The organism is Stutzerimonas kunmingensis (genome assembly GCF_002929225.1).
Classification (GTDB): Bacteria; Pseudomonadota; Gammaproteobacteria; order Pseudomonadales; family Pseudomonadaceae; genus Stutzerimonas.
This window is the reverse complement of the sequence record NZ_PISM01000022.1, coordinates 99266-123389: the sequence shown is the minus strand read 5'-3', so window position 1 is coordinate 123389 and position 24124 is coordinate 99266. Positions and strand designations below refer to the sequence as shown.

23 protein-coding genes and 1 riboswitch are annotated in these 24124 nt (G+C 64.7%); of the genes, 5 read left to right on the top strand and 18 right to left on the bottom strand.

Going from position 1 to position 24124, the window contains the following annotated elements:
- Positions 1 to 121: 121 nt before the first annotated feature.
- A riboswitch (glycine riboswitch) is annotated at positions 122 to 209 on the bottom strand.
- Between the two features lie 159 nt (positions 210 to 368).
- The 18 genes from CW305_RS19880 to CW305_RS19805 form a co-directional block, all read right to left on the bottom strand.
- Positions 369 to 2291, bottom strand: a complete 1923-nt coding sequence (locus tag CW305_RS19880) for a methyl-accepting chemotaxis protein (RefSeq protein WP_104098747.1) — start codon at positions 2289 to 2291, stop codon at positions 369 to 371.
- 79 nt (positions 2292 to 2370) lie between these two features.
- The gene (gene madM / locus CW305_RS19875; RefSeq protein WP_104098746.1) at positions 2371 to 3135 is read right to left on the bottom strand and encodes a malonate transporter subunit MadM; all 765 of its coding nucleotides are present in this window, start codon (positions 3133 to 3135) and stop codon (positions 2371 to 2373) included.
- A 5-nt stretch (positions 3136 to 3140) separates the two neighbouring features.
- The gene (gene madL, locus CW305_RS19870; protein WP_104098745.1) at positions 3141 to 3551 is read right to left on the bottom strand and encodes a malonate transporter subunit MadL; all 411 of its coding nucleotides are present in this window, start codon (positions 3549 to 3551) and stop codon (positions 3141 to 3143) included.
- Between the two features lie 155 nt (positions 3552 to 3706).
- The gene (gene mdcH, locus CW305_RS19865) at positions 3707 to 4633 is read right to left on the bottom strand and encodes a malonate decarboxylase subunit epsilon (RefSeq protein WP_104098744.1); all 927 of its coding nucleotides are present in this window, start codon (positions 4631 to 4633) and stop codon (positions 3707 to 3709) included.
- Entirely contained in the window at positions 4630 to 5253 is a 624-nt protein-coding gene (locus CW305_RS19860) for a malonate decarboxylase holo-ACP synthase (protein WP_104098743.1), read from the bottom strand. The genes mdcH and CW305_RS19860 overlap by 4 nt, the downstream gene beginning before the upstream one ends.
- A gap of 74 nt (positions 5254 to 5327) precedes the next feature.
- On the bottom strand, positions 5328 to 6113 hold the full coding sequence (gene mdcE / locus CW305_RS19855) for a biotin-independent malonate decarboxylase subunit gamma (protein WP_104098742.1): 786 nt from the start codon (positions 6111 to 6113) through the stop codon (positions 5328 to 5330).
- A complete protein-coding gene (locus CW305_RS19850) occupies positions 6110 to 6976 on the bottom strand; it encodes a biotin-independent malonate decarboxylase subunit beta (protein ID WP_104098741.1) in 867 nt (288 codons plus the stop codon). Before CW305_RS19850 ends, mdcE begins: the two co-directional genes overlap by 4 nt.
- Positions 6969 to 7268, bottom strand: coding sequence for a malonate decarboxylase subunit delta (locus CW305_RS19845; protein WP_003296879.1), 300 nt, complete (start codon positions 7266 to 7268; stop codon positions 6969 to 6971). The genes CW305_RS19850 and CW305_RS19845 overlap by 8 nt, the downstream gene beginning before the upstream one ends.
- A gap of 2 nt (positions 7269 to 7270) precedes the next feature.
- Positions 7271 to 8146, bottom strand: coding sequence for a triphosphoribosyl-dephospho-CoA synthase (locus CW305_RS19840; RefSeq protein WP_104098740.1), 876 nt, complete (start codon positions 8144 to 8146; stop codon positions 7271 to 7273).
- Positions 8146 to 9813 carry a malonate decarboxylase subunit alpha gene (gene mdcA / locus CW305_RS19835; protein ID WP_104098739.1) on the bottom strand — a complete coding sequence of 556 codons (1668 nt, stop codon included), beginning with the start codon at positions 9811 to 9813 and terminating at the stop codon, positions 8146 to 8148. The genes CW305_RS19840 and mdcA overlap by 1 nt, the downstream gene beginning before the upstream one ends.
- Positions 9814 to 9950: 137 nt before the next feature.
- A complete protein-coding gene (locus CW305_RS19830; RefSeq protein WP_181063924.1) occupies positions 9951 to 11498 on the bottom strand; it encodes a methyl-accepting chemotaxis protein in 1548 nt (515 codons plus the stop codon).
- Positions 11499 to 11611: 113 nt separating this feature from the next.
- Entirely contained in the window at positions 11612 to 12940 is a 1329-nt protein-coding gene (locus tag CW305_RS19825) for a DUF1329 domain-containing protein (protein ID WP_104098737.1), read from the bottom strand.
- A gap of 19 nt (positions 12941 to 12959) precedes the next feature.
- Positions 12960 to 14855, bottom strand: a complete 1896-nt coding sequence (locus CW305_RS19820; protein WP_104098736.1) for a DUF1302 family protein — start codon at positions 14853 to 14855, stop codon at positions 12960 to 12962.
- A gap of 41 nt (positions 14856 to 14896) precedes the next feature.
- The gene (locus CW305_RS23605; protein ID WP_197080540.1) at positions 14897 to 16270 is read right to left on the bottom strand and encodes an efflux RND transporter permease subunit; all 1374 of its coding nucleotides are present in this window, start codon (positions 16268 to 16270) and stop codon (positions 14897 to 14899) included.
- Between the two features lie 65 nt (positions 16271 to 16335).
- Complete coding sequence (locus CW305_RS23600) at positions 16336 to 17154, bottom strand: RND transporter family protein (protein WP_197708355.1); 819 nt, start codon at positions 17152 to 17154, stop codon at positions 16336 to 16338.
- A 17-nt stretch (positions 17155 to 17171) separates the two neighbouring features.
- On the bottom strand, positions 17172 to 17774 hold the full coding sequence (locus CW305_RS19810) for a WD40/YVTN/BNR-like repeat-containing protein (protein ID WP_205350791.1): 603 nt from the start codon (positions 17772 to 17774) through the stop codon (positions 17172 to 17174).
- A 159-nt stretch (positions 17775 to 17933) separates the two neighbouring features.
- Complete coding sequence (locus CW305_RS23595) at positions 17934 to 18188, bottom strand: hypothetical protein (protein ID WP_197708358.1); 255 nt, start codon at positions 18186 to 18188, stop codon at positions 17934 to 17936.
- A 237-nt stretch (positions 18189 to 18425) separates the two neighbouring features.
- A complete protein-coding gene (locus CW305_RS19805; RefSeq protein WP_104098735.1) occupies positions 18426 to 20117 on the bottom strand; it encodes a sigma-54-dependent Fis family transcriptional regulator in 1692 nt (563 codons plus the stop codon).
- 405 nt (positions 20118 to 20522) lie between these two features.
- Between CW305_RS19805 and dmpK the strand changes: the two genes are divergently transcribed.
- From dmpK to dmpO, 5 genes are all read left to right on the top strand, one after another.
- Positions 20523 to 20801 (top strand): phenol 2-monooxygenase auxiliary component DmpK, encoded by a 279-nt coding sequence (dmpK, locus tag CW305_RS19795; protein ID WP_062381239.1) that lies wholly within the window; start codon positions 20523 to 20525, stop codon positions 20799 to 20801.
- A 52-nt stretch (positions 20802 to 20853) separates the two neighbouring features.
- Positions 20854 to 21849 (top strand): phenol 2-monooxygenase oxygenase component DmpL, encoded by a 996-nt coding sequence (gene dmpL / locus CW305_RS19790; protein ID WP_023086561.1) that lies wholly within the window; start codon positions 20854 to 20856, stop codon positions 21847 to 21849.
- Positions 21850 to 21852: 3 nt separating this feature from the next.
- Positions 21853 to 22125: a phenol 2-monooxygenase stimulatory component DmpM gene (gene dmpM, locus CW305_RS19785; protein ID WP_060489530.1), complete on the top strand. Its 273-nt coding sequence runs from the start codon at positions 21853 to 21855 to the stop codon at positions 22123 to 22125.
- A gap of 11 nt (positions 22126 to 22136) precedes the next feature.
- A complete protein-coding gene (gene dmpN, locus CW305_RS19780; protein ID WP_060489526.1) occupies positions 22137 to 23690 on the top strand; it encodes a phenol 2-monooxygenase oxygenase component DmpN in 1554 nt (517 codons plus the stop codon).
- Between the two features lie 67 nt (positions 23691 to 23757).
- Positions 23758 to 24117 (top strand): phenol 2-monooxygenase oxygenase component DmpO, encoded by a 360-nt coding sequence (dmpO, locus tag CW305_RS19775; RefSeq protein ID WP_033045113.1) that lies wholly within the window; start codon positions 23758 to 23760, stop codon positions 24115 to 24117.
- Positions 24118 to 24124 lie beyond the last annotated feature (7 nt).

The following is a 24124-nucleotide window of genomic DNA, read 5'->3' as shown; positions in this document are numbered from 1 at the left end:
CGCCCAACGCGCGGCGGGCGCCCCCTCTGTTCTGGACCTGAGAGATTCACGAGCGCGTGACGGCTCGCTTGCTCCTTCGGTGCGCCCGGCGACGAAAACCGGGCGGCTCTTCAGAGTGTCAGCAGTGATAGCGGTCCTTTTGCCTGAGAGTTTCCGGGGCGGTTGCTCCTTCGGCGCTGCCATGCGGCAGTCTCTCCCGCAATCACATCGATTCGCGTCGACCGCCAGCTGTGGCAAATCGTCACGCAATCGCAGAGACACCCTGCCAGAAAAACCTACCGCTGTAACCCCCGACGTTGGGCCGAGGAGACGAGAGGCCGGGCGAAGGGCGCAGCAGCTCGCACCCCGCACCGGCTGTGCGGATCGCTTCAGACCTGGAAGCGCGCGGTCAGCTCCTGCAGCTCGCTGCCCAGTCGCGCCAGCTGCACCGTCGAGGCCGCGGTCTGCTGCGCGGCCGCGGCCGACTGCTCGGCCACATCGCGCACGCTGAGCACGCTGCGGTTGATGTCTTCGGCCACCGAACTCTGCTCTTCCGACGCCGTAGCGATCTGCATGTTCATCGCCTGGATGGTCGAGATCGTGCGGGTAATGGCCTGCAGCTCGTCGCCGACATCACGCGCCAGCCTGACCGTCTCATCGGCCAGGCCGCGGCTGCTGTCCATCAGCGACGAGGCATGCAGCGCGCCCTTCTGCAGATTGCCGATCAGCTCCTCGATCTGCGCCGTCGACTGCTGGGTGCGCAACGCCAGGCCGCGCACCTCGTCGGCCACCACGGCGAACCCGCGACCGGCGTCACCAGCGCGGGCCGCCTCGATGGCGGCATTGAGGGCGAGCAGGTTGGTCTGTTCGGCAATGCCGTTGATCACCGTGAGCACGGTGCTGATACCCGCCGTTTCCTGGTTCAGCTGCGCCATTGCCTCGGCCGACAGCCCGACCTGGGAGGACAGGCGGTCTATCTGCGTCAGGGCCCGCTGCACCACCACATCACCCTGCGCCGCCTGGCGGTCGGCATGCTGCGCGGCGCTGGACGCCTCGTCAGCATTGCGCGCCACCTCCTGCACGGTCGCGGCCATCTCGTGCATGGCGGTGGCGACCTGATCGGTTTCCAGGCGCTGGCTCTGGATGCCCGCGCTAGTCTGTTCGGTCACCGCCGAAAGCTCCTCCGCCGCGCTGGCCAGCTGGCCGGTGATGCCGCTCATGCGGCCGATCAGGTCACGCAGATTGTCACGGGTGCGGTCCAGCGCATCGAGCAGCTGGCCAAACTCGTCGCTGCGCCGCTGCCGCGGCTGCTCGGTCATGTCGCCTGCACCGATGCGCGCGGCGATCGCCACGGCCTGGGCCAGCGGTTGCGTCAGCTGACGCACGATGAGCCAGCTGATCAGCGATCCCAGCGCCACCGCCAGCAGCGTGATTGCCAGCAGCAGCGCCTTTTTCTGTCCGGCTTCGGCGCTGCGCTTGTCGGTCTGGGTCTGCACGATTTCGCTGGTGTTGCGGTAGATGCTGTCGAAGATGCTCTGCATCTCTTCGCGCGCCTGCGCCTGGGCGGCGACGATCGGCGGCAGCTGGCCGAACTGGCGGATATAGGTCGCCACCGAGTCACGCAGAGGCTGCAGATCGACGCCGGGGGTACCGGCCAGCTGGGCATCCAGCCTGTCCACCGCCGCTTGCAGCGTGCTGAACTGTTGCTGCAATTGCTGCAGCGACTGCTCGGTCTCGGTCATCAGGTAGCCGCGTACCATGAAGCGCACCATGCGGTTGTGCTTGGAGACTTCACCGGCCTGCAGGCCGATGGCTGCGCTACGCGGATCCTCATGCATGACCGGTGCGTCCGGCGTGCCGGCCCAGCGCGCCTCCAGCTCGGCGATCAGTGCATCGGACGTGTTGCCAGCCGCGACCCAGCTGCTACGCGTCTTCACCTTGCGCTCCCAGAGCCCGGCCAGTTCAAGGAAGCGCTGGCGGTAGTGCTGGGCCTCACTGGCGATGACGTCCAGGCGCTGCAGGTCCTGCGGATCGCTGAATTCAGCCTTCTGCTCCTGCACCAGCTCGACAACCCGGGCCACGGACTGTTCGACCACTTCCACATGACGGGGATCGCCGCGGGTCTCGAAGCTGACCTGGGCGTAACGGATGCGATTGGCCTCGTCGAGCAATTTGGCTGCGCTCTGCGCCTTGTCGCTGCGAGAGATCAATGCATCCATGCCATAGATACCGATCAGTGCGACGGCGATGGTCAGCGCCAGAACGGCGGCGAAGCCAAGGGCCAGTTTGTGGCTGACCTTGAGAGAGTTCATCTTTCGGCATTCCTTGATGAACGCAAACGCGCCCTGAAGGGCGCGCTGCGTATGGCGGGGAATTACAGCGGGGGGCAGCTCAGCCCAACAATCCGCGCATGACGAAGTACAGCAGCGACGGTCCGAGCAGGCAGCCCAGCGCGGTGTAGAACGCCGCGGTCAGGCAGCCATACGGCACCAGCTTGGCGTCGGTCGCCGCCAGGCCGCCGGCGACGCCGCTGGAAGTGCCCATCAGGCCACCGAAGATCACCGCCGCGCGCGGGTTGTTCAGGCCGATCAGCGGCGCGACGAAGGGCGTCGCCACCATCACCAGAATCGCCTTGACCAGACCGGCGGCAATCGACAGCGCCATCACCTCGGAGCTGGCGCCAATCGCCGCGCCGGTCACCGGGCCGACGATGTAGGTCACCGCGCCGGCGCCGATGGTGGTCAGGCTCACCGCATCGGTGTAGCCGAAGGCCAGCGCCACGCCGACACCGGCGACGAACGAGGCGAACACACCGACGAACAGCGCCAGCACGCCGACGAAGCCGGCCTGCTTGAGTTCATCGACACTCACACCGAAGCCGGTGGCGACGATGGCGAAGTCGCGCAGCATGGCGCCGCCGAGCAGGCCGATGCCGGAGAACAGCGCGATATCGACCAGCCCTTTCTGCCCGCCGGTCACCACCCCGCCGATGTAGGAGAGCAACAGGCCAATGAGGATCGCCACGGCCGAGCCGTGCAGACGGCCCTTGGTCAGCTTGTCCGACAGCCAGTAGGACAGCCACATGGTCGCGCCGATGAGGGCGAAGCCGCTGATCAGGCCGTAGCCGGACACCACTTTCATCAGAGATTCGTACATGGCCGTTACCCCCGCGCGCCGACGACAGGTTTGACGGCTGCGGCCGGCTCGGCCTCAGGCTTTTTTCGCCCGATGCGGTCCAGCACCGGCAGCAGGGCAAAGGCCAGCACCACCGCCGCGACGCCGGCGAGGATTGCCATCGGTCCGCCGGACAGCGCGCCGTAGACGTTCTGCTGCGCGGCCATGGCGACCACGATGGGGATGTACACCGCGCTCCAGAACTTCACGCCCTGTTCGGTATCGGCCTTGAACAGGCCACGGTTCTTCAGATAACTGCCGAGCAGGATCAGCAGCACCATCGCAATGCCGACGCCGCCGACGTTGGCCGGCACGCCGAGCAGCTTGCCCAGCAGTTCGCCGGCGAACAGCCCGCTCAGCGTGCACAAGGCCAGAAAGGCCACACCGAAGATGATCATTGTTGTTGTCCTCCAGTGGCGCCCGATGCCCGGCAGTACCGGCCCGATGCGCCTGTTGTCGAAGTGAGTTGTTGTTATCCATCGAGCGGGACGGCCGGCGTCGACCGTTTCCCGCAGCCTGCCGCACCGTCCGGTCCGGCAAGCCCGTGCACGCTCTACTCGGTTCGACCTACCTCCTGACGCAGCAAGGCGTCCAGCGTATCGAGCCGGGCGCCGTCGAATGCGGCCAGCGTACCCTGTTCGAAAACCCGTCGTGCCAGGCCGGTCAGTACCGAGCCCGGGGGCAGTTCGATATGCAGACGCACGCCGCGTTCGTAGGCGGTGCGCAGGGTGCCGTGCCAGTCGACGACGCGGCACATGTTGAAGGCCAGGTCGTCGCGCAGGCGCTCGCTATCGAATATCGGGCGTGCGGATGAGCCGCTCAGATAGCGAACTTGCGGAGCGCGCAGGCTGACGTCGGAGAAGGCTTCGGCCAGCCGCTGTGCCGGCTGCTCAAGCAGCGCGCAATGCGAGGGCACGCTCATCGCCAGGCGCCGCGCACAGGAGGCGCCGAGAGCCTTGGCGCGGGCGGCGACTGCGGCCATGGCGGCGTCGCTGCCGGCGATGACGAGCTGGTTGTCGGCGTTGATATTGGCCAGGTAGGCGGGCTCCGCGACCTCCGTCAGCAGGCCCTCGACCGTGCCCAGCGACAGGCCGAGGATGGCGGTCATGCCGTAGCCGTGTGGGTAGGCCCGCTGCATCAGCTCGCCACGCAGCGCAACCAGTCGCACCGCATCGCGATAGTCCAGCGCCCCGGCGACCACCGCCGCGGCGTAGGCACCGATGGACAGCCCGGCGACATAGTCCGGCCGCTGGCCATCACGCATCAGCAGCCGCGCTCCGGCCACACCGGCGATCAGCAGGCAGAGCTGCACGGCACGCGTGGATTGCAACGCCTCAGCCGAATCGAGCAGCCGCGCATCTTCGCCCAGCACCGCACTGGCCTGCGCCAGGCATTCGAGCACTTCAGGCTCCTGCGGCAGACGCTGGAGCATGCCGGGCTTCTGCGCGCCCTGGCCGGGAAAGGCAAACAGGCTGCTCATGCGGCACGCTCCTCGGCCCAGGGATCGCTGACCAGGCGCGGCCCGGTGGCGCTCTTGAGCAGCACCCGCGCGGCGCCGCCGGCCCATTCAGAGAGCGCGACGCCACCGAGCGGGGTTTGCAGCTGCAGGTCGACGCGGCAGGCGCGACCTTCCAGCAGCTGCAACAGCGGGCGCGCCTCACTGCGCGGCAGCGGTTGTTCGGCTCTGAGCAGCAGGTCGAGATCGCTGTCCGGATGCACCGCAGGCAGCCCGCTGGCGAGCTGGAAGCCCGCCGAGCCGGTGACGCCCCAGACGTGCCCCAGCGCATCGAGCAACGGCCGCAGTTCGGCGAGCACGAGGAACACCGGTAGGTCCTCGCTCGCCTGGCGTCCGCGCAAATCCTCCGGCGCAAGCCGGCGACTGATCGCCGTGAGCGGCATCGTCGCGGCCAGGCGCTGGTCGCGTGTGGCACCACGCAGGCCGACCGCTACCTGCCCGGCCGCGACGACCGCACGCCGCACCACCACCGGCTGGCCGGCGGCGAGCACGGCGAGCGCCCAGGCCGGGGCATCGGCGGGCAACTCCTCGGGGCGCATGCCCCAGAGCAGGTCGTGGGGCCGCGGATGTTGAGGCTGGTACATGGCAGTCTCCTGCTCTTGTTGTTGGTTGCCGGGTTACCGGCGGGGTCAGCGGCCGCTTCGACGGCCGCCAGCCGTTACCACTGCGCGCGCAACAGCTCGCGCACCCTGGACGACGCCTCGCGGTTCGCCGCACCGAGGCGGCCACGCAGGTCGCTGCTGCTGCCGATGTCTTCGACGGCCTTGTGCAGGCACTCGCGCACCCGCTGCAGGTCGCCGCCGGCGGGCTGCTCGATGTTGTCCACCGAGAGGGTTTCCCAAAGCAGGCCGAGGGTCGCGTAGTTGTCGATGTCGTAGGCCATCGGCGGCACCGACTCGGCCAGCGCTTCCAGTTCCTCGACGCTGCGCAGGGTGATGCGCGCCGCGGCGGCCTTGCCCATGGCATGCACCATCACGCCCGGATCGCGCAGGGCGATGATCCGCTGGGCCTGATAGCCATGGGCGAGGAAGGCGCCGGACATGGCCTTGCCGACCAGCAGCGAAACCACCGGATGCCCCGCCAGGCGGGCACGGGCATAGCCGTCCACCGCGCCGGCCAGCGCCTGGTGAATGCCCAGGGCCTCCTCGCGGCGGCCGTAGGCCTGGCTCGGCACGTCGACCACGGCGACCAGTACGCGCTTGTCGCTCTTCTCACGGTCGGCCTCGATGACTTCATCCACGGCCTTGCCCAGACCCCAGCCTTCGAGCAGGCCGACTTCGCCATGACGGGCACGTGGGAAAGGGCTCTCGGCGTCCGGCACCACGGCGATGTAGCGCGCGGCGCGGCCGGCCAGTTCGCCGTCGACCACCTTCACCGAGGCGGGATAGCCCGCCAGGGCCTGACCACCGGCCAGGGCTTGCAACCAGTTCAGTCCACGGCTCATTGGGCATCTCCTTGATAGAGGGCGCGCACCGCCGCGGCATCGAGCTGCGCGCGGGTGTCGGCATCGGCCAGGCGTTGCAGGAACCAGGTATGCCGGCGGCTGCGCGGCTGCGCTGGCTTGCCTTGGGCGAACAACCGCCGCAGCTCGGCGCGCAGGGCGTCGGTGTCGTCGGCGACGTAGGCGTCCACCAGACCGCTGGCGTGGCGCTGCTCGCCGCCGGTCAGGCTCCAGATGAACGGACGGTCACGCGAGTCGTATTCCTCGATACCGGCTTCCTGTTCGATCACCTGCGGGCCGTTGAGGCCGACCCGCGCTTCACGGGTGACGACCAGGTAGCTGCACAGCCCGGCGGCGATGGACATCCCGCCGAAGCAGCCGACCGAGCCGGCGACCACGCCGATCACCGGCTGGTAGGCGCGCAGCTCGACGATGGCGGCCTGGATCTCGGCGATCGCGGCCAGCCCCAGGTTGGCTTCCTGCAGGCGCACGCCGCCAGTTTCCAGCAGCAGCACGGCGCGGGTGGGAATGCCGTTGCGGTTGTCTTCGGCGGCCAGCTCCAGCGCGCCGGCGATCTTCGCGCCGCCGACCTCGCCCATGCTGCCGCCCTGGAAAGCGCCTTCGATGGCGGCGATCACCGCCGGCTGGCCGTCGATCGTGCCCTTGGCAACCACCACGCCATCATCGGCCTGGGTGACGATGCCCTGCTTCGGCAGCCAGGGCGAGGTGACGCGATCGAACGGATCGAGCAGTTCGCGGAAGCTGCCTTCATCCAGCAGTGCGCGGGCACGCTGGCGAGCACCGAGCTCGACGAAGCTGCGCGATTGCAGCAGACGGGCCACGGTGTTAGCGGACACATCAGTCATGGCCGACCTCCTCCAGTCCCTGCTCCAGGCGCAGACGCACTACGCCGGGTGTGGCCCCAAAATCGTGAATATCGATGTTCAATGCCGGAGGCGTCTGTTCGCGAAACATCCGCTCGAACAGTTGCTGCCAGCGTTGCTCGGCACCGTTGACCGAGGTAACCACCTGGATCGCCAGCTTGCCGGCCTGGCCGGGTTCGAGCAGCACTTCCAGATCGCCCGAGCCGACCACGCCGACCAGGGCCTTGCCGCGGGCGGGCTGCCCGGCGGCGAATTCGAAAGACAGGGTTTCCATGATCAATAGCTCCCAATCGGCGCCGACGCGGCTGGCGTCAGGCGGTCGAGGAATAAGGTGGCGGCGAGCAGGTCGGCGGCACCGCCCGGCGAAGCGCGAAGGCTCAGCATCTCGCCTTCCAGTGCGCGCAGCCGACGACGGCCGGCCAGGCTGGCGCAACCGCCGGCATCGAGCACGGCGCGGGCACCGGCCTGCATGCGGGTCAGACCTTCGCGGCCGGCGCGGTGCAGCACGCAGGTGTCGGTCAGGTCACTCATGATCGCCAGCAACGCATCGAGCCGGGCGTTCTGCTCGCCGGCACCGGCGCGGCGGCTGGCGTGCAGCTGCGGCAGGCCCTGTTCGATGACCGCGGGAAAGCCGTGCTGCGCCTGTTCACGGGCACCGAGCACGCCGTAGGTGCGGCAGACCCGTGCACCATGGCTGTCGGGGTTGGCCGGCGCGGCCGGATCGCTCAGGCGCGCCAGCGCTGCGGCGCTGGCGGCAATCGGCCGAGCGCTGCGCGCAGCGCTCTCGAGTGCCGCTGCCGCGCTGAGCAGCCCCAGCGCCCAGATGGCACCACGGTGCGTATTCACCCCGCCGGTGACGCGCAGCATCTCGGCTTCGCCATCACGCCCCAGCTGGCCGAGCGTCTCGCGCAGTGGCTGGCCGACTTCACCAATCACCAGCGCTGCGTCGGCCATGGCTTTGAAGGTCGGCCACAAGGCGTTCGCCGAGGCGTGCATCAGGCCCAGATGCAGGTCGTCGTGCGCGCCATTGCCGCGCCGATCCACCAGGCCGGGCTTGGGCGACAGGTCGGCCTCGTCGACCAGCGCCTGCACCGCCAGATCCGCCAGCCGCTCGGCCAGCGAGGGCTGTTGTCTTGCAATGAGGGCACTCATCACCAGCTCCTGAACTTGGCGGGCGGGTTGTAGAGGCCGCCGGACCAGTCGACCAGTTCGGCGATGCTCTTGGCCGCCAGCAGTTCGCGCGTCGCATCGTTGCGGCGGATGCCGAGGTCTTCCGGCAGGGCGATCAGCCCTTCGCGGCGCATGCGCTCGGTGTCCTTCGGGTTGTGCCGCAGGCCGATGCTGGTGACGCCGGCCACCGCAGCGATCATTGCCTGGCGTTCTTCCAGCGAGCGCGCCTTGTACAGGTAGGCGATGCCTTCCTCGGTAAGCAGGTGGGTGACGTCGTCGCCGTAGATCATGATCGGTGCCAGCGGCATGCCGCTCTTCTTCGCCACCTCGATGGCATCGAGCTGCTCGACGAAGGTGGGTTTGCCGCCTTCCTGGAAGGTCTCGACCATCTGCACCACGAGCTTCTTGCCGCGCTCGAGCATGGTTACCGGCGCTTCGCCACCGGGCATGGCCATGTCCAGCCAGGCCGGGGTCGGGTGACGGCGACCGCGCGGGTCGTGGCCCATGTTCGGCGCGCCGCCGAAGCCGGCCAGACGCCCGCGGGTAACGGTAGAGGAATGGCCGTCGCCATCAACCTGCAGGGTGGCGCCGATGAACAGGTCCACGGCGTACTGCCCGGCCAGCTGGCACATCATGCGATTGGAGCGCATGGAGCCGTCGCGGCCGGTGAAGAACACGTCCGGGCGCTGGGCGATGTAGTTCTCCATGCCCAGCTCGGTGCCGAAGCAATGCACGCTCTCGACCCAGCCAGTCTCGATCGCCGGGATCAGCGTCGGGTGCGGGTTGAGCGTCCAGTTGCGGCAGATCTTGCCTTTCAGGCCGAGGGATTCGCCGTAGGTCGGCAGGATCAGCTCGATGGCCGCGGTGTTGAAACCGATGCCGTGATTGAGCGACTGCACGTTGTGTTTTTCGTAGATGCCGCGGATCGCCATCATCGCCATCAGCACGTGCACCGGCTTGATGTGGCGCGGGTCGCGGGTGAACAGCGGCTCGATGTAGAAGGGCTTGTCCGCCACCACGACGAAATCGACCCAGCTCGCCGGGATGTCCACGCGTGGCAGCTCGTCGACGATCTCGTTGATCTGGACGATGACGATGCCATCGCTGAAGGCGGTGGGCTCGACCAGCGCCGGGGTGTCTTCGGTGCTGGGGCCGGTGTAGATATTGCCGTGGCGGTCGGCCTGGAAGCCGGCGACCAGCGCGACGTTGGGGATCAGGTCCACCAAGAGGCGCGAGTAGAGTTCGATGTAGGTGTGGATGGCGCCGACTTCCAGCAGGCCGTCTTCCAGCAACTGGCTGATGCGCAGGCTCTGCGGGCCGGCAAAGGAGAAGTCGAGCTTGCGCGCGATCTGCCGCTCGAACAGATCCAGATGCTCGGCGCGGCTGACGCTGGGCATGATCATGTGCAGATCGTGAAGTTTGCCTGGGTCGACCTGGGCCAGCGAACGGGAGAGAAAGTCCGCCTGCTTCTGGTTGTTGCCTTCGAGCACCACCCGATCACCCGGAGCGATCAACGCTTCGAGCGCCGCGACGATCTTGTCACTCGGCAATACCACGCCATCGGCGAGGCTGCGCACCTGGTCGAGACGGCGGGCTTTTTCAGCACGACGACGCGACCATTGCGGCGGTGGGGATATTGTTGTTGTCATGACGACTCCACAGATTTCCGCGATGTGGAGCGCACAGTAGGGAGATGACCGACAGGTCATCAATCAAGTTGAGCGAGCAAGCGTTACGCCAGACGTAACGTTTTCCGAACGAATCCTCGGTTTCTCCGTATTGGTCGTTAATTCATCTGCGCGAGCAAGGCACGCTGTCTTCCCGCCTGGCGGCTCACCTCGTCCGCCACACCATAGGTGTCGTGCTGCAGCTGAAGGCCATGGCGGGCCAGCTCCTGCAAAGCACAAAGCTTCTGGCTGATCTCTTCGGCCGCCAGCTCCTGCTGCGTACCCGCCCCGGCGATCTGGCCGCCGATGTCGGCGATTTCGCTGACGTGACGAGCTATGTCGGTGAGGGCCTGAGAGGTGGCCTCGACCTGCTCGACGCTGGCTCGCGACTGCTCCAAGCCCTGCTGCATACGACTGACCACCTCGCCCGTGCCTTGGCGCAGCGCTTCGATCATTTGCTGGATCTCGTCGGTGGACGCCTGGGTGCGCCGGGCCAGGGAACGCACTTCGTCGGCGACTACGGCGAATCCACGACCATTGTCTCCGGCCCGCGCCGCTTCGATGGCGGCATTCAGCGCCAACAGGTTAGTCTGTTCGGCGATACCGCGAATCACCGCAAGAATGCCGCCGATGGTCTGGCTGTGCCGGCTCAGGACGCCGATCGCCTCGGCCGAATGATCCAGCGTCCCGGCCAAGGCGCCAATACGTTGGTGCGCAGCCTCCACCCGCCGCTGCCCCTCGGCGCTGAGTGCCTGCGCCTGCAGGGTAAGCCCGACGGCATCGCTGGTACTGCGGGCCACTTCACGGATGGTGGCGCCGAGCTGTTCCACCGCCGCACTGATCGCATCGAGGGCCTGCTGTTGCCGCTCGGCCGCGCGGTTGCCGCTGCCGAGCAGCTCGCGGGTACGCTCGGCATGGCTGGCGACCCGGCCGCTGCTGTCGCCGAGGCGCGCCACCATCGATGCCAGGCGTGCCTCCAGCAGGCGATTGCCCAGCTGCAACTGGCCGATTTCATCGATCCGCCCGGTGTATATCAGTTGCTTGATCGGATGTTCGACGAGCCGTCTGCTGTGAGCCACCAGTTGGGCGAAGGGGCGCGCATGCAGACTCAGCAGCAGCCAACACAAGCCGACGCCGCCCGCCAGCAGCACCAGTGCGAAGGCTGGCGCGGTGTTCGCGGCCAGCAGGCCGAGCGGGGTGAACGATAGCGCGGCCAGCAGCACCTGGACACGGGTGCGGCCCAGCCATTGCCAGCGCAGCGCCGCCGGTTGTTTGCCTTGGCTGCGGACCCGGTAGATGTCCGCCGCCCGCTGGATGGTGTCGGCGTCCGGCAAGCGATAGATCGCCTGGTATTCGCTGACCGCATCGCCATCGAACACCGGACTGATGAAGGCATCGACCCAAAATGGCCGGCCATCGGCGCTACGGTTCTTCATTATGCCCATCCACGGCTGGCCGCGGCCCAGGGTATTCCACAGGTCTGCGATCGGGCCGGCCGGCATGTCCGGATGACGCAGCAGGGATGCCGGACGCCCTTCCAGCGACGCCGCGGATGCGCCGAGTTGCCGGCACAGCGCCGGGCTGGCGTAGAGAATGTTGGCTTTGCTGTCGGTCAGCAGCACCAGTTGGTCGCGAAGTGGGTCCGGTTCGTGGTGGTTCTTTTGCATGGTTTCCTCGTACGCGGCAGGAGCGAAACAAGGCGCACCGACGGGAAACCGCCAGTGCGCCTTGCTCGACATGACAAAAGGTTGCGGCCTGGCAGAGCAACGGCCGCGGGGGCTCAGTTACCGGTGGCGCGCATGTGCTGCACGCTGAATATCTCCGGCGGACTGAGAGTCGGGTCGACCTGACCCTTGAGCTGCCCGGTGGTGCAGTGCATAGCCTGTACGTCGATCATCGAGAAGCTGTCATCCAGTGCGACGCCAGTGCCCTTGTTCTTGGGCAGGTGGTGGTCGGGATGCGCCTTGCCGATGGTGAATGTCTTCCACTGCGCGCCCTTGCGGTCGTAGGAAATGGTGCGAGACACGGCGAAGGTCTGTGCATCCAAGTAGTGAACCCGCTTGGATAGGGGATGACTGGCCTCCACCGGCGCCGCTTCCACTTCGTAGACCTTGCGCAATTGCCAGGTAATGTTGGGGAAGCAGCCGCCCTGGCCACCGAACGCCACCATCTGGTAACCGTCGCTGTCCTTGTGGGTCTCGCTGTCCAGTGCCAGCTCGTTGTGATTGTAGAAGGGCATCAACATGAAACGGGTGCCCTTGTAGGTCCACTTCATATCTGAGATGCGCCCGTTGTAGCCCTCGAAGTCCTCGATCATCAAGTCGGAGCCGAGGAAGGCATCGGTCACCTGGCCGGTGGCCAGGCGCCGCACGCGGCGCTGGAAGCCCAGGTACAGCCAGGAGTTGTCACGCTTGAGGTCGTCTTCGGCGCGGTGGATCAACAGCTGGGTGTTGCGTACGTCATACGGCTCCAGCACCTTGACGTAGATGCCGCGGAACAGCTGCGAGGGGTTCGGGGTGATGGCCGGTTTCGGATCCTGGTCGACCCGGCGGGTGAAGTTGAGGTAGTGGAAGTCGAACTTGATGGTGCGCTCGACCTTGCCGGAGTTCATGTCGCGGAACTTCCAGTAGAACGGCGAGACGGCGGCGCCGTCGCCCCAGTTGTAGCCGTACTTGAAATTCCAGGCGAGCTTCTCACCCGCACGTGGGTCGCTGGCATCCGGCTCTTGAGGGAAGGGCCGGCCGGCCACGGCGCCGCTGATCTCGCCGGGCTTGGCGCCCAGCTGGACCTTGTCCATGTGCTGGCGGGTGGCTTCGATGTAGCTGGCAGGGAGGTCGAAGGAGGTGGTTTCACCGACCTTCAGCTCCGCCCAACCTTTCTCGATGAAGCCGTAGAAGGCCGGGTCGAGAATCTCCTTGAACTGGGCGACGTTGCCCTTGTTGATGGTCATGCCGGCGCTCAAACCGTTGAAGCTGGGCTTCTCGGTTTTATAGGGGTGGAAGGCTTTGTCGATCACCGCCTCGTCGGCAGCCAGCGCGCCGCCGGCTGTGGTGGCAGCAGCCAGGGCCAGGCTCAGGGCGGCAAGGCGGAGTGTTGTCTTGTTATTCATATCTGTCCCTCGTGGTTGATCAGAAGCTGTAACGCAGGCTGATTTGCAGTTCGTCTTCCTTCTGCGCCATACCGATGGGGCCGGCGCGGAAGCGGCCGAGCGGCTCGTAGCCGGATAGGCCGGCACTCACCCCGGCAGGCAGGCCAAAGCTGGTGAAGGGGTCCCAGGGGTTGCAGCTACGGCAGTCGTCGAACTCGCGAGCACCACGGCCGACCTTGAAGTTGGCGCCGGCGATGATCTTCAGGTTGTCGCTGAACAGGTACTCCACGCTCGGCGCGATGGCCGTGGCATGGGCCTTGAGGTCGTGGGCCACTAGCACCTGCGGGCTCAGCCGGTCGTTCATCCACCAGCCCTTGACCAGCAGGGTGCCGATCCAGTTCTGTTCCCAGTCCGGCATGCCGACCTTGCCCAGCGGACGATCCTCAAGCTGGTGCTCGTGGATGTGCTGGCCGAACAGCTGGCCGGAGAAGAGGAACGCGCGGCCCGGGTTGAGGAAGGGGATGAAGATGTTCTTGTCCGCACCTATCACGTAGCGGGTGACGTTGGATTCGGAAAACAACCGCGACTGCAGGGTGTTGGCGAACTCCTCGCCCTCGGTGTGGGCCACCTCGAAGCGGAACACCGTATCGATCGCCTGCGAGTAGTAGTCCATCGAGCCGCCGACCAGGTTGACCCGCGGGAAATGGATGTCGAAGGCGATCAGGCTCGGCCACACCGCGACCTCGCCGGTGAAGGGGTTCAGAGCCGGGATGCCGCCACGCAGCGAGGGCAGTTGCGAGCGGTAGGTCAGGGCGTTCAGCGAGAAGCCGAAATCGCCATAGACGCCTTCCAGCTTGATGCCGAACTGGCTGTTGGACAGGCTCCAGGACGGCATGTGCGCCTTGCGGATACCGATCTGGCCGGGGCCGAAGTCGGTGGCGATGTTGCCGCCGGCGAAGTTGGCCACGGTGCCGCCGTTTTCCCACAGGTTGTTCATTCCGCGGAAGAAGCAGCCAGCGTCGAGGATCGAGTTGGGCTGGCCGCACTGGCCAAGGTTGTGCGGGCGGAACTTGTCGAAGTTCCACACGAACGACAGGTTGAGGTCGTCGAATACCTCGTTGGCACCCATCCGCCAGTCGGCCTTGGCAATCCACATCGGGATGCGGATGTCTTCCAGCTCGTCATAGATGTTGTTACGCGAGTAGTCGACCGGGTTGATCACGTCGAGCACGCGGAACACCGTGCGGCCCCAGATCACCTGCTGCTTGCCCAGGCGCCAGCTAAGGATGTCGCCGTTGGGCAGCTCGTTGTCGAAGTCGACGTAGAGCTCGCGGATGAAGTCCAGGCGTTCGTTGAACTCGGGGAAACGCAGGTCGTTGCTGCTGTAGTCCAGGTAGTCGTCGATGCAGCCGCGGCTGTCCTTGTCGCAGGGCCGTACCGGCACGCCGAAGGCCACGCCGCCACGGGTTTTGTGCAGGTTTTCGCCGAGCACGATCATCCCCTCGTTGGGGTTGCGCGCGTCGTTGAAGCCGAAGAAGGTGCCTGGCGGACGGATGCCACCGCCGTGCGGCACAGTCGAGCCCGCGCCGGCGATGTTGTTCTCCAGATTGACCGCGCCGCCGGCGCCACTGCCGTACTCGCTGCTGTTGAGGTCGTAGACCCCGTCGTAGGTGCCGCGGAATGTGCCGTGGAAGGCCACGTTGTTGAAGTTCAGCTGGCCCAGGGTGCCGAATTTCTTGTCCGCGTTGACCTGCACGGTGTTGCGGAATTTCGACAATCCGGCGCTATCGCGAACGAAGGTGGCATTCTCGTAGTAACCGGTGAACTGCATTTCTTCCTCGGCCATGACCGAAGTCAGTGGCGTCAGAGCAAGGCTTGAGCCGCCCAGCAGGGCCAGACTCCAGTGTCGCAGGCCCATTTTTGTTGTTGTCGGCATGACAGGTCCTCGTGCGGTTTAAGTGTGGGAAGGCATCCGGTTCAGGCCGGATGGCGTTCCCCTTGCGGCAGCCCGCCGGTCGCCACGCGGGGCGCGACCGGCAGGGATTCGGCAGAGGCGGGCACGGCAGCGTCGGCGTGCAGAATGCCGTCTTCGTCGGCATAGGCCCCGGTGATGAACTTCGGTTTGAACACCAGCACCCAGGCGGGTACCAGCAACATGGCGGCGATGGCGTTGATGACGATCATCACGCACAGCAGCAGGGCGGCATCGGACTGGAAACGCAGGTCCGAGAGGATCACCCACATGATGATCCCGGCCATCAGGGTCAGTGCGGTGAAGCTGATGGCGATGCCGGTGGTGGCGATGGCCTGGCGCACCGCGTCGGTGAGACGGCCAAACTTGGCCATTTCCTCGCGGATGCGATCCATCATGTAGATCGAGTAGTCGATGCCCACGCCAATGCCGACGGCGATCACCGGCACCGTGTTGATGTCGATACCCATGCCGGCCAGGCCCATATAGGCGTAGGTCAGCGCGCTGGCGAAGGCCATCGCCAGGAGCATCATCAAGCCGGCATGCCAGGAGGTGTAGAACAGCATGACGAAGACGAAGATCAGCAGGAACACCAGCGGCAGCACCACTAGGTTTGTCTCGAATGCCGACTCGTTCATCGCCGCGGCCACGCCGAGGGTACCGCCAGCCAGGCGGATGCTCAGCCCCGGCACTGCATCGCCGTGCTGCTCGATCCACTGCTTGGCCATGTGCATGGCGCGGCGGATGGTCTCGCCCTGACGATCCTTGTAATAGAACACCAGGTTGGCGACGCGGTCGTCGGTGTCGGTGAACTCGTTGAGCGCGCCGGGGATCGGGCTGGAGGCCATGTAGGTGAACATCAGCCCGCCGACGTAATTGGCGTCGTGGGGAATCTGCAGCCAGCGCGGATCGTCGTTGTGCATCAGCCGGTTGACCTGGGTGATCAGGTCCGGCAAGCCCTTTCTGCCGCCGACCGAGGGGTCGCTGAGCATGTGGTTTTGCAGCGCTTGCAGCGCGCGCAGCACCTCGGGTTTCTTGATTCCGCCTTTCTCCGCATGTTCGGCGACGATGTACAGCTCTTCCGAGCCGGGGAAGCGCTGGTTGATCTCCTTGGACGAGACGTTGTAATCGTGTTCCGGGTAGAGGATCGGCGAACCGGGCTCGGAGTCGCCGATGCGCACCTGGGAGGAGGCCCACAGGCTGGCGAGGATGGCCAGCGCGGCCAAGCCCAGCGCCTTGCGCGCGGCGGTCGGGTTGGCCACCGTCCGCGCACAGATCGCGCCGATGTGGCGCAGCGCGGTCTCGCGCATCTCCGGGTTCTTCGGCTTGGGCAGGATCGACAGCAGCAGCGGCACGCCGATCAGCACGCTGAAGATCACCGTGGTCGCCCACAGCGAGGCGTAGATGCCCAGCTTGGTGTTCAGGGCGATCGAGCCGATGGCGATCAGCAGCAGGCCGATGGCGTCCGAGACGATGCCCAGGGTGCCGGGGCGGAACAGGCTGTGCCATAGGCCTTGCGGAAGTGCATCACCAGCAGCGCCAGCATGATCAGCACGGTGCAGATGAAGATCTGCAAAATCTGGCTCATGTAGGTGTAGGCCCAGCCCACCAGTACCGGTTGCCCGGTGGCGTAGAGGGTCACCCCGTCGATCTTCTCGGCGTCGCGTAGCGCCTGGATCTGCGCGAAGGTCTTGGCGTAGTCGAGCTGGCCTTCGATCAGTTGCGCCTTGACCAACGCCACTTGCAGGTCCGGCGACACCAACGGGCCATAGACCCGCGGGTTGGCCACCACGTCGGCTTTCATCGCCGCCAACTGCGCAGCGGAGAGCTGGCCGAATTCGGGTTGGTAGTAAGGCTCGGAGTTGATGCTGCCGACCTCGGTCAGCCAGACCTTGCGCGAGTTGCGGTGGGTCAGGCTGCTGACCAGGTTGTGGTTGACTCCGGGTAGGCTGTCCACCGCCTGGGTGACCCGATCGATCAATGCCAGGCGCTCGTTGCTGAACAGGTCGCCGTTGTCGAAGGCCACGCCGATGACCAGCACGTTGGCGCCGCCGAAGCTGTCCTTGATGCTGTTGTGCAGCTGGATGTACGGGTGTTCCTGTGGCAGCAGGTCGGAGAAGTCGGTGTAGACCTTCAGCCCGGGAATCCGCAGGGCGAAGAACAGGGTCAGCACCGCGATGATCGCCAGCACGGTGCGCGGGTGGTCGAACAACCAGACCTTGGCCCGCCGTTGCGACCACGACCGACTGAGACCCGTCACCATGCCGATACTGCATCCGTTTAGCCATAAGCTGGCTCAGGCCAAGCGCTGGGCGCGGTGTCGAGGGTCAGCAGCAGGCCGCGGCCACCGGCAACGATCAGGCGTTGCGCGGTATCCGCGGTGATGGCGCGCAAGTAGACCGGCGCATCGGGCGTCGGCAGCGTTTGCCACTGTTCCCCGGCCAGTTGCAGCACGCTGCTGTGGTCGCCGACGGCGAACAGGCCGTTGTCGCTCGCTAGAAAGCCGAAGATCGGTGCGCTGCTCGGCGTGCTCTGGCGTTGCCAGCTCTGCCCGGCATCCGTGGTGTGGTAGATGAAGCCGTTGAGGCCACCGACCCAGCCCTCCTCGGGGCTGCGGAAGTAGCTGGCGTGCGGGTAGAACTCGTCCGGCAGGGTGCCGGCCAGCTGCCAGTGGGCGCCGCCGTCCTGGCTGGCGAAGAGCAAACCGAACTCGCCGGTGGCCACCGCATGCTCGTCATCGATGAACTGCAGGTTGGTCAGCATGGCGTCCTCGCCCAGGCTGTTTTCCGTCCAGTTGGCGCCCTGGTCATGGCTGCCGAGTAGGGTGGTCAGGCCGCCAGCCACCCACCAACTGCCATTCGGCGCGCAGGCTGCGGTCAGCATCTGTTCCTCGGTAGGCAGAACGAACTCGCTCCAGGTCAGGCCGAGATCGCTGCTGTGCCAGAGGTGGTTGTCGAAGCTGAGGGCGATAAAGCTGCCATCCGCACAGGCATCCAGGTCGATCAGGCTGCGGCCGTCGGCAATGACCTGGCGCGACCAGCTTTAACCCTGGTCACGGCTGACTAGCATGACCCCGCTGTTGCCGGCCAGCAGGGTGGCCTGGGGGGTGCTGGCCATGGCCTGATAGAAGTCGGTTCGATGGCTGGCTTGGGCGGCTTCTTTGGCGACCCCGGCCAGATTGAGGTCGGCTTCGCAGCCGACGAGTGCGCAAGGCAGTAGAAGTGTGCAGAGCGTCGATCGTGCTCGGCCATTCAGAGCAAACGGCCGGCGGCCGTAAGACAGGCGTTTATCGTTCATCACGTGTCACCACTTGTGATTGTTGTTGTCTGGAGCGGTTGATAACGCTTGAGCAACGCCTGTGCCAGGCCGCTAGTGGTGACCGTTAAATTATTTCAACTGATTGATAGAAAAGGTTTTCTAATAGTGCGGGCGGGGTGTTGCGACGGAGCAGGGCGCTCCGTCCGGACAGGCTGGGTTCAGCAAATAATCAAATCTTCCAGGCGTTTATTCATTTGATCAAACGCCTGGAAAGGCTCAGATATCCACTCCGATTTTCTTGAGCCGATAAGCCAGCGCGGGACGCGTCAGACCCAGTAAACGAGCGGCCCCGGAGACATTCTGATTGGCCTGTTGCATGGCTTCACGCATCAGGGTCTCTTCGATCTCGTCGAGGCTGAGCCCGCTGGCCAGGACCTGTGGCACCCAGCCGCCGGCATCGCCTTGCGGATGGACCAGCATGCCTTCGGCCGAGACCCGATCACTGTTGCCCTGGCTGCCCTCTGGCAACTGCGGGAACAGCGCCTGCACGCTGATGCTCTCGTTGTGCTCGGTGAGGATGATGCCGCGTTCGATGGCGTTCTCCAGCTCGCGGATATTGCCCGGCCAGCTGTAGTGCATGCAGGCCTGCATCGCCTTGTCGGAGAGGCCCAGGGTCTTCTTGCCGTACTCCTCGTGGAAGCGCTTGATGAAATGCTCCGTCAGCAGCGGGATGTCCTCGCGGCGTTCGCGCAGCGCCGGGATCGCCACCGGGAACACGTTCAGCCGGTAGTAGAGGTCGGCCCGGAAACGCCCGTCCTTGACCGCCTGGGCCAGGTCCTCGTGGGTCGCGGCGATGACCCGCACGTCGATTTGCCGCGTGCGGTTGTCGCCGACCCGCTCCAGCTCGCCCTCCTGCAGCACCCGCAGCAAGGTCGCCTGGGCACGAGGACTGAGCTCGATCACCTCATCGAGGAAGATGGTGCCCTGGTTGGCCCGCTCGAAACGGCCCATGCGTGACTGGGTGGCGCCGGTAAAGGCACCCTTTTCCACGCCGAACAGCTCGGACTCGATCAGGTCAGGCGGAATCGCCGCACAGTTGACCGCTACGAAGGGCTCGTTGGCGCGCTTGCTGCGCAAGTGCACGCTGCGGGCGATCACCTCCTTGCCGACCCCGGTTTCACCGAGCAGCAGCACCGAGACCTTGCCCTGCGCGGCCTTGTCCATCATCTGCCGTACATGCTGGTAGGCCGCTGACTGGCCGATGCCGTAATACTGCCCTTCCTGCTTGTGCAGGCTGGTGCGCAGCGAGGCCACCTGTGATTGCAGTTCGTACAGCTCCTCGATGATCGGATCGCTCTTGAAGTACTGCTTGAAGGCTTCGGCGTCTTCCCATTCCTCGGCGGGCTTGCCGATGACCCGGCACTTGTCGCCGCCACAGCCGCGGCAGCTGATTTCCTTGTAGATGATTTCCCGACCCATGAAGGCGGAGGAATAGCTGCAGGCGTAGCCGAGCAGCATCCAGCAGACTGGCTCGTCCATCGGCCCGAGTTCTCTCTGGCTGATTTCCACTTCGAAAGAGTCGATCCACTCGACCTCGACGTAGAAGCGGCCGCTTTCCTTGTCGATGTCCACCTCGGTGGGGCGGGCCTTGACCAGGCCCTTGAGTGAATGCAGCTGCGGCCCAGCGAGGAACATGCCGACTTCGCTGGCATTCGGTCTCAGCTTCCTGCCCAGTTCGGCATCCTTCAGGCCGGACTGGTAACCCTGGCGCAGGAAGAAGCCCTTGGCGCGTTCGATGCCCAGGGTGTTGACCATCTCCCGGCGAAAGCTGGCCATCGCTGAAACGTGCAGCAACAGCATGTGCTGTTCGCCAAGCCAGATCTTGCCTTCCATGCTCTGGAAGTGGATCAGGTTGGTCAGGTCCTTGAAATCGGAGTGCTGGATTTCAGGCTTGTACTTGATCGGCATGTAAGCGAGGCCCCTATTTATTTTTAGATGGGGAAATCAGGGTCGCCGCTATAGCGCAAGGCAGGCGGCGATTCCAGATGGGGTCATGGGGAAAATCGGCAGTTTTTTCACCTGCGCCAGCTCCCTATAGCCGGCCTCAGTATCTGGCAAAAGTCAACCAAATGATCAATCGACGGCAGTGATTTTAGTACTAGAGATCAGCGTTCAGCTGCGCCATGAGCATTTGCTCAAGCGGCCTTGGGCAATTGATCAAATGCTTAAAAAGCCTGCGCAAGCGCGGCTTAATTTCGCTCGCTCCGATCATTCTAAAAATTAGAAACACATTGAAAAACAATACCTTGAAGTCGGTTTTCAGACCTTGGCACAGCTGTTGCACTTTATCCTGCGCAATCCGCCAACCTGGAGATGGCCGTGACCAATACCCCCACACCGACTTTCGATCAGCTCACTCGTTACATCCGTGTGCGCAGCGAACCAGAAGCCAAGTTCGTCGAGTTCGATTTTGCCCTTGGCCACCCTGAGTTGTTCGTCGAGTTGGTGCTGCCGCAAGACGCCTTCGTGAAGTTTTGCCAGCACAACCGCGTGGTGGCAATGGACGAAGCGATGGCCAAGGCGGTGGACGACGACATGGTCAAGTGGCGCTTCGGCGATGTCGGTCGCCGCCTGCTGAAAGACCCGGGCTGAGAACCCTGCCGACAGGCAGATGGGCATCCAACAACAAGAGGGTACGGTTGATATGAGCGTAGAGATAAAGACCAATACGGTGGATCCGATCCGCCAGACCTACGGCAACCTGCAACGGCGCTTCGGCGACAAGCCGGCTAGCCGTTATCAGGAAGCCAGCTACGACATCGAAGCGGTCACCAACTTTCACTATCGCCCGCTGTGGGACCCGCAGCACGAGCTGCACGATCCGACCCGCACGGCGATCCGCATGACCGATTGGCACAAGGTCACCGACCCCCGCCAATTCTACTACGGCGCCTATGTGCAGACCCGCGCGCGGATGCAGGAAGCCACCGAACACGCCTATGGCTTCTGCGAAAAGCGTGAGCTGCTGAGCCGTCTGCCGGCCGAGTTGCAGGCCAAGCTGCTGCGCTGCCTGGTGCCGCTGCGGCATGCCGAGCTGGGCGCCAACATGAATAACAGCAGCATCGCCGGCGACAGCATCGCCGCCACCGTGACCCAGATGCACATCTACCAGGCGATGGACCGCCTGGGCATGGGCCAGTACCTCTCGCGCATCGGCCTGCTGCTCGATGGCGGCACCGGCGAGGCGTTGGATCAAGCCAAGGCCTATTGGCTCGACGACCCGATCTGGCAGGGCCTGCGTCGCTACGTCGAAGACAGCTTCGTGATCCGCGACTGGTTCGAGTTGGGCCTGGCGCAGAACCTGGTGCTCGACGGCTTGCTGCAGCCGCTGATGTACCAGCGCTTCGACCAATGGCTCACAGAGAACGGTGGCAGCGATGTGGCCATGCTCACCGAGTTCATGCGCGACTGGTACGGCGAAAGCACGCGCTGGGTCGACGCCATGTTCAAGACCGTGCTTGCCGAAAATGACGCTAACCGTGAGCAGGTGCAGGCCTGGCTGGAGGTCTGGGAGCCGCGTGCCTACGAGGCATTGTTGCCCCTGGCCGAGGAAGCCACCGGTATCGCCGCGCTGGATGAAGTCCGCAGCGCCTTCGCTACTCGCCTGCAGAAAATCGGCCTGAAAAGCCGCGAGGAATAAAGCATGTCATCACTCGTCTACATCGCCTTCCAGGATAACGACAACGCGCGTTACGTGGTGGAAGCGATCATCCAGGACAACCCCCACGCCGTCGTCCAGCACCACCCGGCGATGATCCGTATCGAGGCCGAGAAGCGCCTGGAGATCCGCAGGGAAACCGTGGAAGAGAACCTCGGCCGCGCCTGGGACGTCCAGGAAATGCTGGTGGACGTAATCACCATCGGCGGCAACGTCGACGAGGACGATGACCGCTTCGTCCTCGAGTGGAAGAACTAGGAGACAAGCTCATGGCTACCCACAACAAGAAACGCCTCAACCTGAAAGACAAATACCGCTACCTGACCCGCGATCTGGCCTGGGAAACGACCTACCAGAAGAAAGAAGACGTGTTCCCGCTGGAGCACTTCGAGGGCATCAAGATCACCGACTGGGACAAGTGGGAAGACCCCTTCCGCCTGACCATGGACACCTACTGGAAATACCAGGCGGAGAAAGAGAAGAAGCTCTACGCGATCTTCGACGCCTTTGCCCAGAACAATGGTCATCAGAACATTTCCGATGCGCGCTACGTCAACGCCCTGAAGCTGTTCCTCACCGCCGTTTCACCGCTGGAATACCAGGCCTTCCAGGGCTTCTCGCGGGTTGGCCGGCAGTTCAGTGGCGCCGGTGCGCGGGTCGCCTGTCAGATGCAGGCGATCGACGAGCTGCGCCATGTGCAGACGCAAGTCCACGCCATGAGCCATTACAACAAGCACTTCGATGGTTTGCATGACTTCGCCCACATGTACGACCGGGTCTGGTACCTCTCGGTACCCAAGTCCTATATGGACGATGCGCGGACCGCCGGTCCGTTCGAGTTCCTCACCGCCGTCTCGTTCTCCTTCGAGTACGTGCTGACCAACCTGTTGTTCGTACCCTTCATGTCCGGTGCCGCCTACAACGGCGATATGGCCACGGTCACCTTCGGTTTCTCCGCGCAGTCGGACGAGGCGCGGCACATGACCCTGGGTCTGGAAGTGATCAAGTTCATGCTCGAACAGCATGAAGACAACGTGCCCATCATCCAGCGCTGGATCGATAAGTGGTTCTGGCGCGGTTACCGCCTGCTGACCCTGATCGGCATGATGATGGACTACATGCTGCCGAACAAAGTGATGTCCTGGTCTGAGGCCTGGGGGGTCTACTTCGAGCAGGCCGGTGGCGCGCTGTTCAAGGATCTGGAGCGCTATGGCATCCGGCCGCCGAAATACGTCGAGCAGACCACCATCGGCAAGGAGCACATCACCCACCAGGTGTGGGGGGCCTTATATCAATACAGCAAGGCCACCAGCTTCCATACCTGGATACCCGGCGACGAGGAACTAAACTGGCTGTCGGAGAAATACCCGGACACCTTCGACAAATACTACCGCCCGCGCTTCGAGTTCTGGCGTGAGCAGCAGGCCAAGGGTGAGCGCTTCTACAACGACACCCTGCCGCACCTCTGCCAGGTGTGCCAGTTACCGGTGATTTTCACCGAGCCGGACGATCCGACCAAGCTCAGCCTGCGCAGCCTGGTGCACGAGGGGGAGCGCTATCAATTCTGCTCGGATGGCTGCTGCGACATCTTCAAGAACGAGCCGGTGAAGTACATCCAGGCCTGGCTGCCGGTGCACCAGATCTACCAGGGCAACTGCGAAGGCGGGGATGTCGAAACGGTGGTGCAGAAGTACTACCACATCAAAAGCGGCGTGGACAATTTGGAGTACCTGGGCTCGCCCGAGCACCAGCGCTGGCTGGCCCTGAAAGGTCAGACCCCACCAACTGCCGCCCCGGCGGACAAGAGCCTGGGCGCCGCCTGAGGCAGCGCCAGCCGCTCAGGGGTGAAGCACCGCCCCTGAGCCATTCCAAGAACAAGAGGTTTCGATCATGACTGTCAACTCAATCGGCGAATACACCGCCACGCCACGGGATGTGCAGGCCAACTTCAACGGCATGCAACTGCTCTACCTCTACTGGGAAGAGCACCTGATGTACTGCTCCGCGCTCGCGTTCTTGGTAGCCCCCGGCATGCCCTTTGCCGAGTTCCTCGAGCAGGTGCTCAAGCCCGCGATCCACGCCCATCCGGACAGCGCGAAGATCGATTTCAGCCAGGCGCTCTGGCAGCTGAACGACCAGCCGTTCACCCCGGACTACGCCGCCAGCCTGGAAGCCAACGGCATCGACCACAAAAGCATGCTGCGTCTGAACACCCCGGGCCTGAACGGCATCCAGGGTTCCTGCAGCTGAGAGGTGT

Excerpts from the sequence above, each read along its gene's own strand:
- CW305_RS19880 (WP_104098747.1), bottom strand. The coding sequence starts at position 2,291 with ATGAACTCTCTCAAGGTCAGCCACAAACTGGCCCTTGGCTTCGCCGCC.
- madM (WP_104098746.1), bottom strand. The coding sequence starts at position 3,135 with ATGTACGAATCTCTGATGAAAGTGGTGTCCGGCTACGGCCTGATCAGC.
- madL (WP_104098745.1), bottom strand. The coding sequence starts at position 3,551 with ATGATCATCTTCGGTGTGGCCTTTCTGGCCTTGTGCACGCTGAGCGGG.
- mdcH (WP_104098744.1), bottom strand. The coding sequence starts at position 4,633 with ATGAGCAGCCTGTTTGCCTTTCCCGGCCAGGGCGCGCAGAAGCCCGGC.
- CW305_RS19860 (WP_104098743.1), bottom strand. The coding sequence starts at position 5,253 with ATGTACCAGCCTCAACATCCGCGGCCCCACGACCTGCTCTGGGGCATG.
- mdcE (WP_104098742.1), bottom strand. The coding sequence starts at position 6,113 with ATGAGCCGTGGACTGAACTGGTTGCAAGCCCTGGCCGGTGGTCAGGCC.
- CW305_RS19850 (WP_104098741.1), bottom strand. The coding sequence starts at position 6,976 with ATGACTGATGTGTCCGCTAACACCGTGGCCCGTCTGCTGCAATCGCGC.
- CW305_RS19845 (WP_003296879.1), bottom strand. The coding sequence starts at position 7,268 with ATGGAAACCCTGTCTTTCGAATTCGCCGCCGGGCAGCCCGCCCGCGGC.
- CW305_RS19840 (WP_104098740.1), bottom strand. The coding sequence starts at position 8,146 with ATGAGTGCCCTCATTGCAAGACAACAGCCCTCGCTGGCCGAGCGGCTG.
- mdcA (WP_104098739.1), bottom strand. The coding sequence starts at position 9,813 with ATGACAACAACAATATCCCCACCGCCGCAATGGTCGCGTCGTCGTGCT.
- CW305_RS19830 (WP_181063924.1), bottom strand. The coding sequence starts at position 11,498 with ATGCAAAAGAACCACCACGAACCGGACCCACTTCGCGACCAACTGGTG.
- CW305_RS19825 (WP_104098737.1), bottom strand. The coding sequence starts at position 12,940 with ATGAATAACAAGACAACACTCCGCCTTGCCGCCCTGAGCCTGGCCCTG.
- CW305_RS19820 (WP_104098736.1), bottom strand. The coding sequence starts at position 14,855 with ATGCCGACAACAACAAAAATGGGCCTGCGACACTGGAGTCTGGCCCTG.
- CW305_RS23600 (WP_197708355.1), bottom strand. The coding sequence starts at position 17,154 with ATGGTGACGGGTCTCAGTCGGTCGTGGTCGCAACGGCGGGCCAAGGTC.
- CW305_RS19810 (WP_205350791.1), bottom strand. The coding sequence starts at position 17,774 with ATGCTGACCGCAGCCTGCGCGCCGAATGGCAGTTGGTGGGTGGCTGGC.
- CW305_RS23595 (WP_197708358.1), bottom strand. The coding sequence starts at position 18,188 with ATGAACGATAAACGCCTGTCTTACGGCCGCCGGCCGTTTGCTCTGAAT.
- CW305_RS19805 (WP_104098735.1), bottom strand. The coding sequence starts at position 20,117 with ATGCCGATCAAGTACAAGCCTGAAATCCAGCACTCCGATTTCAAGGAC.
- dmpK (WP_062381239.1), top strand. The coding sequence starts at position 20,523 with ATGGCCGTGACCAATACCCCCACACCGACTTTCGATCAGCTCACTCGT.
- dmpL (WP_023086561.1), top strand. The coding sequence starts at position 20,854 with ATGAGCGTAGAGATAAAGACCAATACGGTGGATCCGATCCGCCAGACC.
- dmpM (WP_060489530.1), top strand. The coding sequence starts at position 21,853 with ATGTCATCACTCGTCTACATCGCCTTCCAGGATAACGACAACGCGCGT.
- dmpN (WP_060489526.1), top strand. The coding sequence starts at position 22,137 with ATGGCTACCCACAACAAGAAACGCCTCAACCTGAAAGACAAATACCGC.
- dmpO (WP_033045113.1), top strand. The coding sequence starts at position 23,758 with ATGACTGTCAACTCAATCGGCGAATACACCGCCACGCCACGGGATGTG.